Below are 16,529 nucleotides of genomic sequence, written 5' to 3' on the forward strand. Positions count from 1 at the left end.
GATTCATTATTTCTTACCTTTTTCAACTATTTGTGCTACAATAGCTTCATATTTAATTATCAAAAGGGAATATCATGTCTTTTTTACCTATCAAGTTGACACCGAGTCAACGAATTATATTCAGTTTTTTGCTGGTAATTCTGATCGGTTCTATCTTACTCAGCTTACCGATTTCACAAGCTGATAGCTCCGTCGCCACCTATTGGGATCATCTTTTTACAGCTGTTTCTATGGTCTGTGTGACAGGCCTGTTCACTCAAGCTGTCTCCGAATCATATTCTACCTTTGGACAGATTATCTGTATGTTGTTGATTCAAATCGGTGGACTTAGTCTTATCGGTTTCATTGGTTTGTTTGCTCTCCGTGGTGGTCGGAAAATGAATTTCATGAATATGGCCACATTACAGGAAGCATTAGCTCGTTCTGATACCAAGCATTTTCGGAGTTTCATCAAATCTGCCTTTGGTTTTACATTAGCAATAGAATCTCTTGGCGCTTTGATTCTATCATTCCAATTTGTTCCAGATTTTGGTTGGCAACGCGGCCTTTTCAGCTCTGCATTTTTAGCAGTTTCAGCTTTCTGTAACGCAGGCTTTGATAACTTTGGTGCTACTAGTATTGTCCGCTATGTTGACAATCCACTAGTCAATCTGACTTTAGCCGCCTTAATTATCATGGGGGGGCTGGGATTTTCAGTTTGGTTTGACTTTCAAACACAGATTGTAACTAAAGGACACTTTAAAAAATTACGTTTTCACACGAAGGTAGTTCTTGCTTTAACCATTACTATTCTATCAATTGGGACACTTCTTACTCTTATTACGGAATGGAACAACCCAGATACTATTGGAAATCTCCCATTTTGGGAAAAATTACTAGTTAGTTTCTTCCAAACTGTTACCATGCGAACCGCTGGTTTTGCAAGTATTGATTATACAAAGGCTGAACCAGTCACACTTCTCATTTATATTTTTCAAATGATGCTTGGTGGCGCACCTGGCGGAACTGCTGGCGGGATAAAGATTACTGCATTTCTTACCATCATTCTCTATGCACGTAGTGAAATTTTAGGTCTGCCTCATACAAATTTTATGTCTCATACTATCGACAATTTAACAATACGAAAAGCATTCGCAACATTTTCTGTCTTTCTAATGATCTTTTTAGCCGGGCTTTTTGCAATTACGGTAACAGATGCGACTCAACCTCTGATCTATCTTATGTTTGAAGTCATGTCAGCTCTAGCAACTGTAGGAGTTACCGCTAACTTAACGCCAAATCTTAGTATGGCTGGTCAGGCCATTATCATGGCTCTCATGTTTTTCGGACGTATCGGACCATTATCCATTTTAGCAAGTCTCTCTGTTCGCCGCATTTCAAAAACAGAAAGCTTGCAGTATGCAAAATCATCATTGTTAGTTTAATAGGGGAAAATTATGTCAACTTACACTATCGGAATTTTAGGTCTCGGCGTTTTCGGGACTACCATTGCCAAAACTCTTCATAAATACGATTGCAATATCATTGCTGTTGATAACCATGAGCATCAAATCAATCAGCTTGAATCCATTTTAACAAGGGGGGTTGTTGGAGATATTACAGACCGCTCTCTTTTAAGGGCCGCAGGTATCGAAAACTGTGATGCTGTCGTTGTTGCGACTGGTAACAATCTCGAGTCAAGTGTCCTCGCGGTTATGCACAGTAAAATGTTAGGCGTGCCTAAAGTCATTGCCAAAGTAAAAGGTACCACTACAAAAGAAGTATTATTGCGCATCGGGGCGGATAAGGTTATCTCGCCTGAAAGAGAGACAGGAATTTCACTGGCTAAACACTTAATTCATCGAAGCACTACCAGTGTCTTTGAATTGGGAGGGAATGCTTCAATTGTTGAATTCAAACCACCAAAAAAATGGTTTGGTAAAACATTGGCAGAGCTGCAATTACGTCAGAATTACAAAATGAACATCATCGGCTACCGTTGTGGTGAGAATCAGGAACTGAATATCCAATTAACACCAGATTATGTTTTCAATGAAGATGAATTGATTACTGCAGTAACCGATCATAACACAATTGACCATTTTGAAGATTTAACCAATTAATATAAAAAAGCCCACTGAAACTGCTATTGCAGACATTAGTGGGCTTATACTCTGCACCTTTTCAGGAGATTTTATGAATGATTTAACCAAAGGAAGACCAATCATTGTTATTTTGCGCTTCACTCTTCCTCTCTTAATCGGTTCTTTTTTTCAACTAGCTTATAATTTTGCCGATTCCATGATTGTCGGCCACACCCTGGGTGAGGAAGCTTTTGCCAGTGTAGGGACGGCCGGTAGCCTTATCTTTCTAATTGTAGGTTTTGCTCAAGGATTGACCAGTGGGCTTGCCATTGTTACCGCACAGCGATTTGGGGCTAAGGATACTGTTGGCCTCCGCCATAGTTTTGTTCACGGACTTTTCTATTCCGTTCTTGTCAGTCTTATTTTAACTGTCCTATCACTCATCTTTCTACGTCCTATTTTAGAATTGCTTCAAACTCCGGTAAATTTAATTGAGCATTCTTATGCATTCATGGTAGCCATATTTGGTGGGATGGTCTTTACTATTTTATATAACTATTTATCCGCTGCCATTCGAAGTTTAGGTGATTCAACCACTCCACTTTTAGCTCTCATACTGGCTTGTATCATCAATATTATACTCGACTTTTTCTTTATCTTGAATGTTGGGTGGGGTGTATTTGGCGCTGGTTTTGCTACCGTAACCGCTCAAGCAGTTTCTGTCCTCTACCTTCTCTTTCATATTAAACGAAAAATTCCTCAGTTTCATCTTACGAAATCTGATTGGAAGTTAGATAAAGATAATTTGAAAAAACATGCACAGGTTGGTTTCCCCATGGGATTTCAGGCAAGTATCATTGCAATTGGAGCTCTTACCCTTCAAGCAATGCTCAATCAGCTTGGAACCCAGGCCATCGCTGCACAAGCCATTGCAAGTAAGACGGACCAATTAGCTATGTTACCTATGATTAATTTAGGTCTGGCCATCTCCACTTTCACAGCCCAAAACTATGGTGCTAAAGAATACAAAAGAATTCTGGAAGGACTCAAACAAGCTCTTTGGATTGATATCGCTTGGTCGATTATCTATGCTATTTTACTAATCATCTTCCATGGTTTCTTCTCCAGTTTGTTTTTGCCAGAGGCAAGTTCAGAAGTTCGCTCTCTCGCATTGAGCTACTTCATAATCAATGGCAGTTGTTATTGGATTTTGGCCATTCTCTTCATTATTCGTAGCTTCGTTCAAGGTTTAGGTAAGGGCTTCATTCCAACCTTAGCCGGATTTGGTGAACTAATTATGCGAGCCGGTGTAGCAATTATCGGGCTCCAATTATTCGGATTCTATGGAGTTGCCGCCGCCAACCCGGCAGCTTGGATAGGAAGTATTTTAGTTCTCATCCCAAGCACAATTATCCTCTCCCGCAAACTAAAAAAAGGAGAGACTGTTTAATCTAAAAAGCGCATGATTTATGTCATGCGTTTTTAAAATAGTATTTTCGTAGAAATTGGATATGAAGGACATTCCAAAGCATAGCGTAGCTGATAGCCACTACAAAAGCTATGCCATATTGCCAATTAAATTCCATCACAAGGCTGACAAAAAGGATGATTCCAAGAAGGAACAATAACAAACTACTTGTCTTTTTCTTATCCCACTTAAAATAAGCCGACAAGGCTTTGTCAGGACAAGCTTGCACTTCCTTGAACCGTTTGAAACTAGCTCCAAGACTGGCTCCTGCCGCCCCTATAATTGCACCAAAATAATAGTGAGGAAGGAGGTAGACCGACAAATAAGCGACTATAACATAGGTAAGTACCAACAAGGTGTACATCAGTTTTTTCATGACAAATCTCCCTATCAATTGTTTCTATACACATTTTAACATATATTTTGTTGTAAATACAAGTCAAAATAATCTACTATGGCAATTGACTTTCCAACTCAATCTCTGCTAAGAGCTTGCCATAATAATCCTGTTCATCAGCCAAGAGCGGGCTGTTAGGCAGCATTTTTTTAGCCTGAGCCAGAGATTTTTTCAAGGCTTTGCTATCTTTCGTAATTCGCTGGTGGTATAGAGCAGCAATGACTTGGTAACTTCCCATAGGGTACTTGAGCAAAGCCTTGACCTGCTTGTCCTGACCCAATTCCCTCGCATCCTCATCTAAACCTTGCAAGAGATAGACTTCTAGCAAAACGAGTTTGCTTGCCTTGCTGATGTGATCATTATCCGATTTTGCTATCAACTTCTCCAATCGCTCTCGTGCTTCTTGAAACTCCCCTTTGAAAATCAGCACTTCCGTCCAGTTTAGATAGTAGGTTTGTGGTATATGCCCAGGCAAGATTGGCAGGTCCGTGACAAAATCACTTAAATTCGCAACAGTTGGGTTCACCATGACTTGAGAGGTGTGTATAAGTGCTTGATAGACCAATCGGCTATACTCAGGATGAGCATGCAACTCCTGAATCTTAGCACCATCCGCCATACCAGAAGGATTGGCATTGAGAGTAAACAAGGATAGATTGAGGAGAATTTGCGATAGAGGCAGACTCCAATACCCTGTCAAGAACCCAATCAAAACAGAAATAAGTATGAGACTGAGATGGACAATCAAGCCACCTGCAAACATCAGAATCGCTCGTGGGTCATCCTCATCTTTTTTGACTCCGATATACTGAGCAGCTGCCCCTTGTACAATCACCGTTTTCTTCCATTTCCAGCCTCGGTCAGTCTTGACCAACAAGCGATTGCCCAAGCCGAGCGCCACCAAGTCAAAACCCGTCAGCCAACCAAAGAAGGCATGCCCCAATTCATGGAGAATGAGGGTCAGGTAAAATGTACTTAGGAACCAGACATAACCTAGACCAAACACCCACAGTCCATGGAAGGAATCATTTTCTGGTAAAAGTTGAGCCATCCCATAGGTTGAGTACATGGCACTCGCAAAACCACAAAGAACTGAAAGTCCAATCACAAACCAATTCCATACTTTCTTCATAGCAAACCTCCTTTTTAATAGTATAACAAAAAAAGACTAGGAAACCTAGTCTTTCACTTGTTTTTTTAGCAATGCAAGTTTAGGAATTTGGGTCATCTAAACTACGGCCATGCAAGCCTTTTTCACGTTGGACTTGACGAAGTTTCTCTGGCGTCACATCGTTGCCTTCTTCATCAACCAGTTTAATCCCCTCAATATGATGACGGATTGCTCGTCGATACCCCTCGATGTATTCTTCCCTAAGCTGAGCCTGTTCAACTTTTTCCTCTGGTGTCAAGGTACCAGCTTTTTTCTTTTTAGCTAATTCATTGATCCGATCGATTTTTGCTTGTTCCATGTATGCCTCCTACTTACTATTTAAGAGATTGAAGACCGCCACAGCACGTGCTTTATCCGCCAAGGCTTTCAAAAGAGCCAAGCGGTTGGCTTTGACTGCTGCGTCATCTGCCATAACCATGGTATTGTCGAAGAAGGCCGCGATGACTGGGCTGAGAGCAAAGAGCTTGTCCAAGTTGCCCGCCATATCTTCTGTCAACTCCAAGCCTGCCACTGCAGCAGCAAGGGCTTTCTCCTGCTCATTTTCAAAGAGTGCCTCGTCAATCGCAGTTGACTCCGCCTTTTCAGCCAAGTTGAAGACCCGTGACAAGTTTTCCACGGCTTCCTTGTAGTCAGCCTCTTTTGATTTTTGGAAAATAGCAGAGCTGGCTGCCAGTTGCAGTCTGACCACAAAGGTTGAGCTGGCAAGTACAGCCTCACGGATGTCTTTCGGAATCGCCTTATCCATCATCTTTTCTACACGGGCACGGATAAAGTCCATCACAGCTGGCTGGTTGTCATAGGTCAAGCTGGCAAAGTTCAAGCTGTAGAGCTCCGCAATCAACTCATCCAATGGAATTTCCCAACCAAATGCTTCCAAGATCCGTACGATACCCTGTGTTGCACGACGAAGAGCGTATGGGTCGTTTGAGCCAGACGGAATCAAGCCAACAGAGAAGAAGGATAGGAGGGTATCAAATTTATCAGCCAGTGCCAAGACCGCACCGACCTTGCTTTCAGGCAATTCGCCTTCTGCTGAGTTTGGCAAGTAGTGCTCACGGATTGCTGCTGCCACCGCAGGTTTTTCCCCTGCAAGAAGGGCATACTTCTCACCCATGATTCCTTGCAGTTCATCAAACTCACCGACCATGCCTGTCAAGAGGTCAAACTTGTAGATGTCCGCCGCACGCGCCACATCTGCTTTTTCATCCGCAGACAAGCCAGCCAAGTCAGCCAATTTTTCTGCGATAACCTTGGTACGTGCCATGTGCTCGTAAAGTGAGCCGATTTTTTCATGGAAAGTCACGACTTTGAGACGTTCCACCAAGTCAGCAATCTTGAGTTTTTGGTCTTCACGCCAGAAGAACTCGCCGTCTTCCAAACGGGCTACCAAGACTTTTTCATTCCCTTTGATGACATTGTCAATATACTGGTCGTTACCGTTGCGGACGGAGATGAAGTTTGGCAAGAGTTTGCCAGCCTTATCACGCACCACGAAGTAACGTTGGTGATTTTTCATAGAAGTGACCAAAACTTCTTCTGGTACTTCCAAATATTTAGTGTCAAAAGAACCCATGAAGGCAGTTGGGTACTCGACCAAGTTGAGAACTTCATTGAGCAGATCCTCATCTATCTCAACTGTCACATTGTGTTTGTCCTCGATAGCCTTGATTTGCTCAACAATCATATTTTGACGCTCTGCGGGGTCTGTAATGACAAACTGTGCACGCAAGTCCGCCTCGTAAGAATCTGCACTTGCAATCTCGGTTTCATTTCCAAGGAAACGATGACCACGGCTGATGCGAGCTGACGAAATGTCCAAGAAGTCCATATCCAATGCCTCGTCATCCAAGAGAACGGTCAAGGTGTGGACAGGGCGGATGTAGGCGAATTTGTTGGAAGCCCAGTTCATGCTGACAGGGAAGGTCATAGCCTTCAAGACCTCTGGAATACCCGCCAAAACTGCCTCAGCTGGCTGGCCAGCTTCGTGTTTGGTCACGTAGACATACTCTTCACCCTTGATCTCGCGGAATTCGATGTCCGCTGTCGTCAGGCCTTTGCCACGGACAAAACCTTCTGCAGCCTTGGTGAAGTTTCCGTCTGCGTCCAAGGCAATCTTCTTAGCAGGTCCCTTGAAATCTTCCGTCAAGTCAGTCTGCTGGTCTGCCAAACCACGCACACGAACAGCCAAACGGCGTGGTGTTGAAAAGACATCGATGCTATCAAAAGCCAAACGGTTGTCTGTCAAAAAAGTCGCTATGCGGTCACGCAACTGGTGCATGGCTGGGGTTACGATGTAGGCAGGAATTTCTTCCAAGCCAAGTTCAACAAGTAAATTCTTTGTCATTATTCTGCGTCCTCCTTCAACAATTCTGCTCGTGTTGCTTCATCTAAAAGTGGGAAGCCTAGTTTCTTCCGCTCTGCCACAAAAGTTTTGGCAACGACACGGGCAAGGTTACGGATACGGGCAATGTAGCCTGCACGCTCGGTTACAGACACAGCTCCACGGGCGTCGAGCAGGTTAAAGGTATGAGAACACTTGAGCACATAGTCAAAGGCTGGGTGAACCAAGCCCTCTTCCAAAGCCCGCTCTGCTTCTTTTTCAAACTTAGTGAAGTTTTCAAGGAGCATATCCTGGTCTGATACTTCAAAGGAGTATTTTGAATGCTCATACTCTGGCTGGATGAAAATTTCACCGTATTTAACGCCGTCTGCCCACTCGATGTCGTAAACGGAATCAACTTCTTGGATATAGGAAGCCAAACGCTCCAATCCATAGGTTACTTCGGCTGTGACTGGACCTGTCGCCAAACCACCAACCTGTTGGAAGTAGGTGAACTGCGTGATTTCCATACCGTCCAACCAGACTTCCCAGCCCAAACCAGCTGAACCTGTTGACGGGTTTTCCCAGTTGTCCTCAACGAAACGGATATCGTGCTCCAAAGGATTGATGCCCAAACGCTCCAAAGACTCCAAGTAGAGTTCTTGGATATTAGATGGCGATGGTTTCATGACCACTTGGAATTGGTGGTGCTGATAGAGACGGTTTGGGTTTTCCCCGTAACGACCATCCGCAGGACGACGACTTGGCTCAACATAAGCCGCATTCCAAGGCTCAGGACCGATCGCACGCAAGAAAGTGTAGGGGCTCATGGTACCCGCACCCTTTTCCGTATCATAAGCCTGCATGAGCAAGCACCCCTGCTCATTCCAAAATTGTTGTAAGGTCAAGATAATCTCTTGAAATGTAAGTTTCTTTGACATATATTTCCTTCTTTCTTTAATTATTAGTCTTTTAGTTTACTTTTAATACTAGGCAACGAGCCGTAGGCATAACTCAATGCTTTCTTGTTTCTAGGCATTGACTGAAACAGTCCCCCAGACTGTTTCAATCAGGCAAGGCGAGTTCAAACAATCCAGTGGAGTGTTTGAAGTTGGAAATAAAGAAACGGAGTTTCCACTTACGTCGAAGTAATAAAAGATAAACTAAATGACGATGTTCTTGCGACGTGAGCCTTCCTATCCAATACCGCTAGGAAAGGCGAACTAGTACAGCGTCTAGCTCAGTCGCCCTAGCGATGATCGTATGGCAATTCGACTGAAAGGAGACTATGCCACTGACGCTGTGGAATGTTAATTTTTTAGACATATATTTCCTTCTTTCTATTATATTTCAAAATTGCTAGTTCTCCACACTCGGTACAGCTTCCACAAAAACAGCCTGCTCTGCTTTGTCCATGTAGGAACAGGTCATGGCTTCGAGGTCAATGACCCACTTGTAAATGCCTGCTTCTGCTGTTTCTTGGCAGAAGGTAGGGAAATCTGTTTGCCCAGCCTGGTGATTGCGTAATATGGTCACAAACTGGTCCAGATTGACTCGGTCCGAAACAGGTATCGTCACTTGATAGCCCGTCTTTTCCAGAGCTTGACCTGCCTGTGAGCGATAGGTAACTTGTCCAGACTGGATATTCACAGTATTTTCCACCATACCCAAGTCCTTAAAATAGGCAATCAGTTTGGGAAAATCAGGCCCAGTAAACTGTTCATGACCGCGATTGATATTTTCTAAGGTGAACATTGGTCTCCTTTCTTTATAGTAGCTGTCTTCCAACTTGAGATGAAAAACAAGAAATACTCGGTCGCAGACAAAAAGAACCACATTCTCTTCCCCTGTCAACTGACATAGGGGCGTTGAGAACGCGGTTCCACCCTAATTTATTACTTCATTTGTATGATTCTGATTGAGTCGGACATGGTCACGACTGGGAAAGCGCCAATTATTTCAAGACTGGCTTGGCTTTCACTCTCCCAAGCTCGCTAGACAGGCTTTTGAAACAACCTTCTTTCATGCTTAGTATTGTAGCAGAAAAATCAGTGTTTGTCTACAATAGCGAGATATGTCATTGCATTCCTACTTGTGAAAACCGAACAACATGTTCGATAAATCATAAACTCAATTGTTCCCAATCACCTGTTTTAGCAATGTCTACTCGTTCACGAATAATTTGTGCGGAACGCTCAAGTAACTCCCATTCACCCTTTGGTAAATCGAGAGCGACTGAGTCTTCAATTCCATTACGTCCAACTAAGGCTGGATAGCCTATATAAGTATCAAAATTTTCCAAATAATGGGATACCGGCAAATTCACTCTGCTATTTGACAAAACTGCCTCAATCAAAGTCTTAGCAGCTGCTGCAATTGCAAAATTGGTATAGCCTTTACCAAAGAATACCGTATGTCCGCCAACACGCGCCTCATCTGCCAGCTGGCTTAATTCATCAGTTGAAACCAGTTGCTGAATTGGCGTTTGATTCACCCGAACTTGACTCCAAGCCGTAAACTGAGAATTTCCATGTTCACCAAGATTATAGCCTGAAACACTGACGGGTGAAACACCAAATTTTTCCCCTACCGCACGCTTCATTCGAGCTGTATCTAGTAGAGTTCCTGTACCGATGACCTTTTCTTTCGGGAAACCTGTGTAAGTTTGATATAGTTGGGTAATCACATCAACTGGATTTGTGATAACGATTAAGATTCCTGAAAAACCAGATGCTACTAATTTCTTAGAAACATCCTTCACTTCCTGACTAGTAAAAGGAAGCTCTGCAAAACGACTATTGGCAGCATTTGCTTGCAATAAAATATTGCCTAAACTAGATACAACAATATCTGCATCGCTTAAGGCTGAATAGTCATTGATGACAAAATCTGCAAAGTAACCTGTATTGGCAACCCGATCTTTCATATCTAGCACATCTGATGCTACTTTTTTTTCGTCCTTATCAATGACCACGTAACTATCAAAGACTTGCCCTGCAATTAAATCATGAAGCAAGGTAGCCCCCACATGTCCAAGACCAATAATTCCAATCTTTCTAGTCATGAGCTGCTTCCTCCACTATTTCTTCCAGCCGTTGCATAGCGGCAACTACTTCATCAGCGGTAATATACTGACGAATGTTTACATAACTTTCAGTCGGTACCGTTGCTAAATCAGCAACCTTTTTCATAGCTGATAAGCGATTCTCTTCAACTCCAAATTGGTCCCAACGGTAAATATAACCATTTTTCTTATAGAAAGGAAGGAGCTTACGAACTTCGTCCTCATCACCCATCAAACATAATTGAACCAAAATTCCATATGCGACTTTTAGCCCATGCGCAATCCGATGTGTTTCATGCAAAACCGTCAACCCATTGTGCAAAGCATGGGCACCAGAAACATAATCACTAGTTTGGCAACCAACATTTGCTGCAACAACATAGACTGTATCAACCATTCGCTTGAAAGCAGGTGTAACCTGTTTCTTATCCACTGCTTCAAGAACAGACTCAGTATCTTGCAAGAGAATATCTTGACTAACCTGTGCAGTTGCCAGGGCTAATTGGACTGTCGCTGGTAAATCCTGTCGCAATTTTCCACGATGGATGGCTTCTAATTCGTACCATTTTGCTAATGTATCTGAAAGTCCACTAATCAAGAACTCTTTGGGAGCATCTACCAGTAAATCATAATCAACGACTGTCATAAATCCAGACCTTTGGCAATAGTCAATCGATTTAAAGGTATGATCAGGGTGGTAGGCAACAAGAAGCGGTGTTGAGCATGCACATGTCGCGACTAGTGTAGGAATCAATACAACTTCTACATTTAATCGATCAGCAACTCCTTTTGTCGTATCCATGACCTTACCACCACCAATGCCAATGATCACATCTGCTTCCAGATGACGAGCTTGAGCTGCTAACCGTTCCATATCCTCATGACTAGCTGTTTGATCATAGAATAGCACTGGCCAGTCCGACTCTTTCCCATAATGTTTGACAAAGGCTGCATAAGATTTTTGACCAGTTATTACGACAGGGTGTTTAAATAGAGAGAGGCGATCAGGTAACTCTTTAAGTGCTCCTTGTGATGCTACATACTGACCCGGTTCACCTCGAACAAGTTTTGCAAATTCCATAGCCAATCCCTTTCTACTCACTATCGATGATTGATTTTCTTAGTGAGGAAGTCTCCAACAAACTGAACAAAGAAAATCATTATCAGAATTAATAAGGTCGCAACAAATGTCACGTCATGGTCAGAACGATTGTATCCATAAGAAATAGCAACATTCCCAAGACCACCCGAACCAATTGCTCCCGCCATTGCTGTATAACCAATCAAGGAAATCAACGTTAAGGTTGTCACACGAATTAAATCTGGAAGACCTTCACGCAAATAAACTCGAATAATGTCCCAAATCGTTGCTCCTGAAGCTTGTGCCGCCTCAATAACCCCACGATCCATCTCAGATAAAACAACCTGTACCTGACGGGCATAGAATGGAAATACTGATAAAGAGAGAGGAACCAGAGCAGCTGTCATACCAATTGATTTCCCAACAATAATTTTAGTAACAGGTGAAATAACCGCTAATAAAATGATAAATGGAATGGCACGAAAGAGAGAGGCTACCTTGTCCAAAATCCAGAAAACATATTTGTTTTCTAATACACCTCTTGGACCTGTTAATACCAGTAATAAACCAGCCAGCAAGCCTAAGAGTCCTCCAAATACAAAGGACCAGAAGGTCATGTAAATGGTAGATTCGATAGCAATTTTCCAACCATATGGGGTATCCCACCCCATTTTTATAACATTTGCAAATGTTGATTCAATCCACGCGTTCATGCAAGGTCTCCTTTCAAAATGTTTACTTCAACATTGGCTTCCCGTACGGCTGTCAACGCGCGTTGAATATTTGCCTGTTCACCAGATAGAATAACCACCAATTCACCTACTGGAATATGATCCAAAATTTCAATATTTCCATAAAGAATATTTGATGAAACTTGGTAGAATTTATATAGATCATTGACAATCGCTGTGTCAGTACTTGCACCTGAGTATTTCAATTGCACCAACACACTATTGTCTGGCAATTGTTTCACGATGCCTTGTTGATGAATCTTCACCAAAGCTTCATCAATTCCTGTTGCTGTTTTGATGAAGTCTTTAGTCAATTCTTGTTTTGGATGAGAGAAAATTTCCAACACAGAACCTTCTTCAATCAAACGCCCATCCTGCATCACAGCTACTCGGTTAGCAATATCTTTGACAATCTGCATTTCATGTGTGATGAGGACGATTGTTAAACCTAATTTTTCATTGAGTTCCTGCAAAAGTGCCAAAATTTGCTTAGTCGTTTTGGGATCCAGTGCAGATGTGGACTCATCAGAAATCAGAATTTTAGGATCATTGGCCAAGGCACGTGCAATCGCTACCCGTTGTTTTTGCCCACCAGATAGTTGAGCTGGATAGTTTTCAGCACGGTCAGCCAAACCAACAAGATCAAGTAATTTCTTTACTTTTTCAGCCTTTTCCTCTTTGGACAACCCTGAGTGTTTAAGGGCAAAGGCCACATTTTCTGCTGCAGTTGATTGGGCCATTAGGTTAAAGTGCTGAAAAATCATACCGATATCACGGCGTTTCTCGCGTAACTGAGCTGGAGTCAATGTTACCTTACCATTTTCAAATAGGATATCCTTATCAACGGTAATAGTTCCACCAGTCGGCACTTGCAAGAGATTAATCACACGAACAAGTGTAGACTTTCCTGCTCCTGAGTATCCAACGATACCATAAATATCCCCTTGGTTAATATGAATACTCACTTCTTTTACTGCTGTAATCTCCCGCTTTTTCTGACGGAAGGTAACATCAATCTTATCTAGTTTAATGATTTCCTTACTCATAGGTTTCTATCAACTCCTCAATAAATTCTACATGTGCAATATAGTCAGCAATCTTAACATTTTCATCACCTGCGTGATCTCTACTCCCTTCATGTCCCAAACCAAAACCAGCAATCGGAACTTCTAGTGCATGAAAAACGGTGTGCATAGGACCAGTTCCAGGGGAGGTTGGTAAAATTGAAACACCATTAGGATAGAATGACTTAGCTAAATCAATGACTTTCAAAATAGCTGGGGCAGACATATCAGAGCGATAAGACTCTTCACCTAGGGTAAAGTTTACCTCAATCTTATCAAACCCTTGGTCCGCTAGATATGCCCGAATGCTCTCCAAAACACCTTCTGGACTTAAGCCTGGAACCAGTCGTACTTCCATTTTTGCACTAGCTTGGGCGGGAATTATTGTTTTAACACCCTGACCATGATAGCCCGCATGAATCCCTTCAATCGTAATTGACGGTTCAAAATACAGTCGTTTCAGGAGTGCTTTTCTCTCCTCAATCAAGAGTGGCAAGTTCAGGCCATAAATTTCATGTAACCCTTCCGCATGAACCAATGCATATTCCTCAACTAAAGCCAATTCACGCTCATTCGGCTCCTGAACTTTCTCATAAATACCAGGAACCTTTATGGTTCCATCTGGTTCCCGTAAACTATTTAATGCTTGTAGCAGGTACCATGCCGCTGAATCAACAACCCCACCAAATGAGGAATGAATATCCAGTGCTGCACTTGTAACGCTCACATCAAATGTCACAATACCCTTATTACCGCCGGAAATTTCTAATTGGTTTTTCTTGTTGCGAATTCCTTGTTCCCAAACGAGTAGCTCTGCTTGACTCAATTGTTCCTTGTATTTGACAAGGTATTTATCCAAATCAACAGATGCTGATTCCTCAGCACCTTCCATGATAAAAAGAATATTTACAGGCAATTCTCCATGCTTGGCTAAATACTTCTTAACAGCTGTCAGGCGTGCAATAATATGACCTTTATCATCATCAACCCCACGACCATACATTGTATCATCTGTGATTGTTAACTCAAACGGCTTGCCATTCAACCAAATCTGATCACTATCTGCTGGAACAGTATCATAGTGATTATAGAAGATGATAGTTCGGGCTTCTGGATGATTTGCTGAGAATTTGGCAAAGACAAATGGAGCAGCGTAAGATTTATCCACTAGAACAGAAGCTCCTGCCTCTTCAAACAGTACCTGAAGATAGTCAGCTACCTCTTCCAATCCAATTTGTTGAGCGAAAATTGATTTTTTACCAATTAAAGTCTGCAAAAGGTTGATATTTTCTTGTACAATCTCATCTTGCCAAAATTTTGCAATCTGTTCTTGTTCTGTTAAATAGCTCATGAACGTCCCTCCCTAAAAATAGGAATAGAAGCTGAAACATTCGTATCAGCTTCCTCTATTCCTTATCAAAAAGTCATCAATTATTGCGCTGCAACTTCGTCCCAGATTGGGAAATCAGTTTCGCCTGAAGCTCGTGTGATAATTTCTGCTACTTCATCTGTGTTGTATGCTTCAATTAACACTTTAATTGCATCAGCCTTGTCTGAATCTTCCCAGCCTTTTTGAGCTGCAATAACATTATACCATACTTCTGTATTAGCACCTTTTTGCTCGATATAAAGAGCTTTATCTGTGTCTAAACCAGCTTCTTTTGCATAGTTATTGTTGATAACTGCACCATCTACAGATTCAAGTGAACGAGCTGTTTGGCTAGCATCCAATTCTGTAATAGTGATGTTTTTAGGATTACTTTTAACATCTGCAAGTGTTGCCAACTCACCATCCGCAACATCCAAATCAATCAACCCAATTGACTCAAGTAAGAAAAGTGCACGACTTTCATTTGTTGCATCATTTGGAACTGCAATTTCCGCACCTTCTGGAATCTGATCTGTTGAAGTATATTTGTCTTTACCACCTTCAACACCAGAATAGAAACGGATTGGACTATAAATTGTATAACCAGCAACTTGCAAATCTTGACCATTTTCTTGGTTCCAGTTATTCAAGAAATAAATGTGTTGGAATGCATTGACATCAATATCACCTTCAGCCAAAGCTTTGTTTGGTTGAGAATAGTCAGTAAACTCAGTCAAGTTAAGTGTTACACCCTTATCTGCAGCCAATTCAGTGATTTTGTCCCACAATTCAGTAGTATAATCATCACGAGTCATGATACCTACATTCAATGTTGTTTCTGCTGAATCTGATGATGAAGTTGAAGATGAACTACCACATGCAGCAAGTACACCTACTGATAAAGCAGCTGTTGCCAAACTAAATAATTTTTTTAATTTCATAAAACATATCTCCTTAAAATTAGAACTGTATCTATCTTAACACAGAAATTCAGTTCTGACCAATTGACTTTTTTTATAGATGGCTATAGGTTTTTACTATAGCAAATACAAATGCAATTATAACAATTGATAATAATAAAAGAGGGAACCACTTCCCTCTTTAAAACACATCTACCAAATAGTGAAATAGCTCTCTGTGCTGTTTACAGTCATTGTACAAAAATTCTGGATGCCACTGTAGACCAAACAGAGCCTGTTTGCCTTTACTTTCATATGCCTCAATCGTACCATCTCTTGGATCCAGACCAGTCGCGACTAATCCGGGTGCCAAGTCTTTGATCCGCTGATGATGAAAGGAATTGATTTGACTTCCTTGAGCAAATAACTTGCCGACACGACTTTGAGGTTTGACTTGCAAACGATGGGAGGTGCCCACCAGATCAGTTTGCCAGTGATTAGCAACTTCTTGCTCCAAGCTACCACCAAGTGCGACATTCAGTAACTGCATCCCACGGCAGACTGCAAAAATCGGTTTTCCCTGACGTAAAGCTTCAGCAATCAAAGCCAACTCAAATTCGTCACGCTCCAATAGATAATCATCACTGTCAATCAAACGTTCCTGCCCATATAGACTTGGGTCAACATGCTGACCTCCTGAAAGGATCAACTTATCAATCATGTCAATGTAATCCTTGGCTAAATCAGGAGTTCCCATAGGAATAACCATTGGTACACCACCAGCCTGACGAACACCGTCTGCCAATTCACGCGCAACTGTCACGTAAACTCGACCAGATTTTGTTGGAAATTCTTGTTCATTTCCTGAAATTCCAATAATCACTTTTCCCATAAAAAGCTCC

Annotated in this window: 16 protein-coding genes; 3 read left to right on the plus strand and 13 right to left on the minus strand. The window is 42.0% G+C overall.

Going from position 1 to position 16,529, the window contains the following annotated elements:
• The first annotated feature begins 74 nt into the window (after positions 1 to 74).
• The 3 genes from K6V43_RS03455 to K6V43_RS03465 all read left to right on the plus strand — a co-directional run bounded on the left by K6V43_RS03455 (position 75) and on the right by K6V43_RS03465 (position 3,513).
• On the plus strand, positions 75 to 1,424 hold the full coding sequence (locus tag K6V43_RS03455; protein ID WP_172006670.1) for a potassium transporter TrkG: 1,350 nt from the start codon (positions 75 to 77) through the stop codon (positions 1,422 to 1,424).
• 12 nt (positions 1,425 to 1,436) lie between these two features.
• Positions 1,437 to 2,102 (plus strand): potassium channel family protein, encoded by a 666-nt coding sequence (locus K6V43_RS03460; RefSeq protein WP_222381663.1) that lies wholly within the window; start codon positions 1,437 to 1,439, stop codon positions 2,100 to 2,102.
• Between the two features lie 73 nt (positions 2,103 to 2,175).
• A complete protein-coding gene (locus tag K6V43_RS03465; protein WP_222381665.1) occupies positions 2,176 to 3,513 on the plus strand; it encodes an MATE family efflux transporter in 1,338 nt (445 codons plus the stop codon).
• Positions 3,514 to 3,535: 22 nt separating this feature from the next.
• Here K6V43_RS03465 and K6V43_RS03470 read toward each other — a convergent pair whose 3' ends face one another.
• The 13 genes from K6V43_RS03470 to K6V43_RS03530 all read right to left on the minus strand — a co-directional run bounded on the left by K6V43_RS03470 (position 3,536) and on the right by K6V43_RS03530 (position 16,519).
• Positions 3,536 to 3,907 (minus strand): hypothetical protein, encoded by a 372-nt coding sequence (locus tag K6V43_RS03470; RefSeq protein WP_172129761.1) that lies wholly within the window; start codon positions 3,905 to 3,907, stop codon positions 3,536 to 3,538.
• 76 nt (positions 3,908 to 3,983) lie between these two features.
• On the minus strand, positions 3,984 to 5,060 hold the full coding sequence (locus K6V43_RS03475; RefSeq protein ID WP_222381667.1) for a site-2 protease family protein: 1,077 nt from the start codon (positions 5,058 to 5,060) through the stop codon (positions 3,984 to 3,986).
• Positions 5,061 to 5,139: 79 nt separating this feature from the next.
• Positions 5,140 to 5,397 carry a DUF896 family protein gene (locus K6V43_RS03480; RefSeq protein ID WP_024396477.1) on the minus strand — a complete coding sequence of 86 codons (258 nt, stop codon included), beginning with the start codon at positions 5,395 to 5,397 and terminating at the stop codon, positions 5,140 to 5,142.
• A gap of 9 nt (positions 5,398 to 5,406) precedes the next feature.
• Positions 5,407 to 7,443, minus strand: coding sequence for a glycine--tRNA ligase subunit beta (glyS, locus tag K6V43_RS03485; RefSeq protein WP_222381669.1), 2,037 nt, complete (start codon positions 7,441 to 7,443; stop codon positions 5,407 to 5,409).
• On the minus strand, positions 7,443 to 8,360 hold the full coding sequence (glyQ, locus tag K6V43_RS03490) for a glycine--tRNA ligase subunit alpha (RefSeq protein WP_002939388.1): 918 nt from the start codon (positions 8,358 to 8,360) through the stop codon (positions 7,443 to 7,445). Before glyQ ends, glyS begins: the two co-directional genes overlap by 1 nt.
• Before the next feature lie 418 nt (positions 8,361 to 8,778).
• A complete protein-coding gene (locus tag K6V43_RS03495; protein ID WP_222381671.1) occupies positions 8,779 to 9,174 on the minus strand; it encodes a DUF1398 domain-containing protein in 396 nt (131 codons plus the stop codon).
• Between the two features lie 367 nt (positions 9,175 to 9,541).
• Entirely contained in the window at positions 9,542 to 10,483 is a 942-nt protein-coding gene (locus K6V43_RS03500) for an L-lactate dehydrogenase (protein WP_222381672.1), read from the minus strand.
• Positions 10,476 to 11,564, minus strand: coding sequence for an iron-containing alcohol dehydrogenase family protein (locus K6V43_RS03505; RefSeq protein WP_222381674.1), 1,089 nt, complete (start codon positions 11,562 to 11,564; stop codon positions 10,476 to 10,478). The genes K6V43_RS03500 and K6V43_RS03505 overlap by 8 nt, the downstream gene beginning before the upstream one ends.
• A gap of 20 nt (positions 11,565 to 11,584) precedes the next feature.
• Positions 11,585 to 12,277, minus strand: a complete 693-nt coding sequence (locus K6V43_RS03510; RefSeq protein ID WP_222381676.1) for a methionine ABC transporter permease — start codon at positions 12,275 to 12,277, stop codon at positions 11,585 to 11,587.
• A complete protein-coding gene (locus tag K6V43_RS03515) occupies positions 12,274 to 13,341 on the minus strand; it encodes a methionine ABC transporter ATP-binding protein (RefSeq protein ID WP_222381678.1) in 1,068 nt (355 codons plus the stop codon). Before K6V43_RS03515 ends, K6V43_RS03510 begins: the two co-directional genes overlap by 4 nt.
• Positions 13,334 to 14,710 (minus strand): M20/M25/M40 family metallo-hydrolase, encoded by a 1,377-nt coding sequence (locus K6V43_RS03520; RefSeq protein ID WP_222381680.1) that lies wholly within the window; start codon positions 14,708 to 14,710, stop codon positions 13,334 to 13,336. Before K6V43_RS03520 ends, K6V43_RS03515 begins: the two co-directional genes overlap by 8 nt.
• Positions 14,711 to 14,790: 80 nt before the next feature.
• Positions 14,791 to 15,669: a MetQ/NlpA family ABC transporter substrate-binding protein gene (locus K6V43_RS03525; RefSeq protein ID WP_222381682.1), complete on the minus strand. Its 879-nt coding sequence runs from the start codon at positions 15,667 to 15,669 to the stop codon at positions 14,791 to 14,793.
• A 160-nt stretch (positions 15,670 to 15,829) separates the two neighbouring features.
• Entirely contained in the window at positions 15,830 to 16,519 is a 690-nt protein-coding gene (locus tag K6V43_RS03530) for a gamma-glutamyl-gamma-aminobutyrate hydrolase family protein (RefSeq protein ID WP_024396562.1), read from the minus strand.
• Positions 16,520 to 16,529: the final 10 nt, after the last annotated feature.

It is taken from the genome of Streptococcus suis (genome assembly GCF_019794615.1).
GTDB classification, from domain to species: domain Bacteria; phylum Bacillota; class Bacilli; order Lactobacillales; family Streptococcaceae; genus Streptococcus; species Streptococcus suis_AI.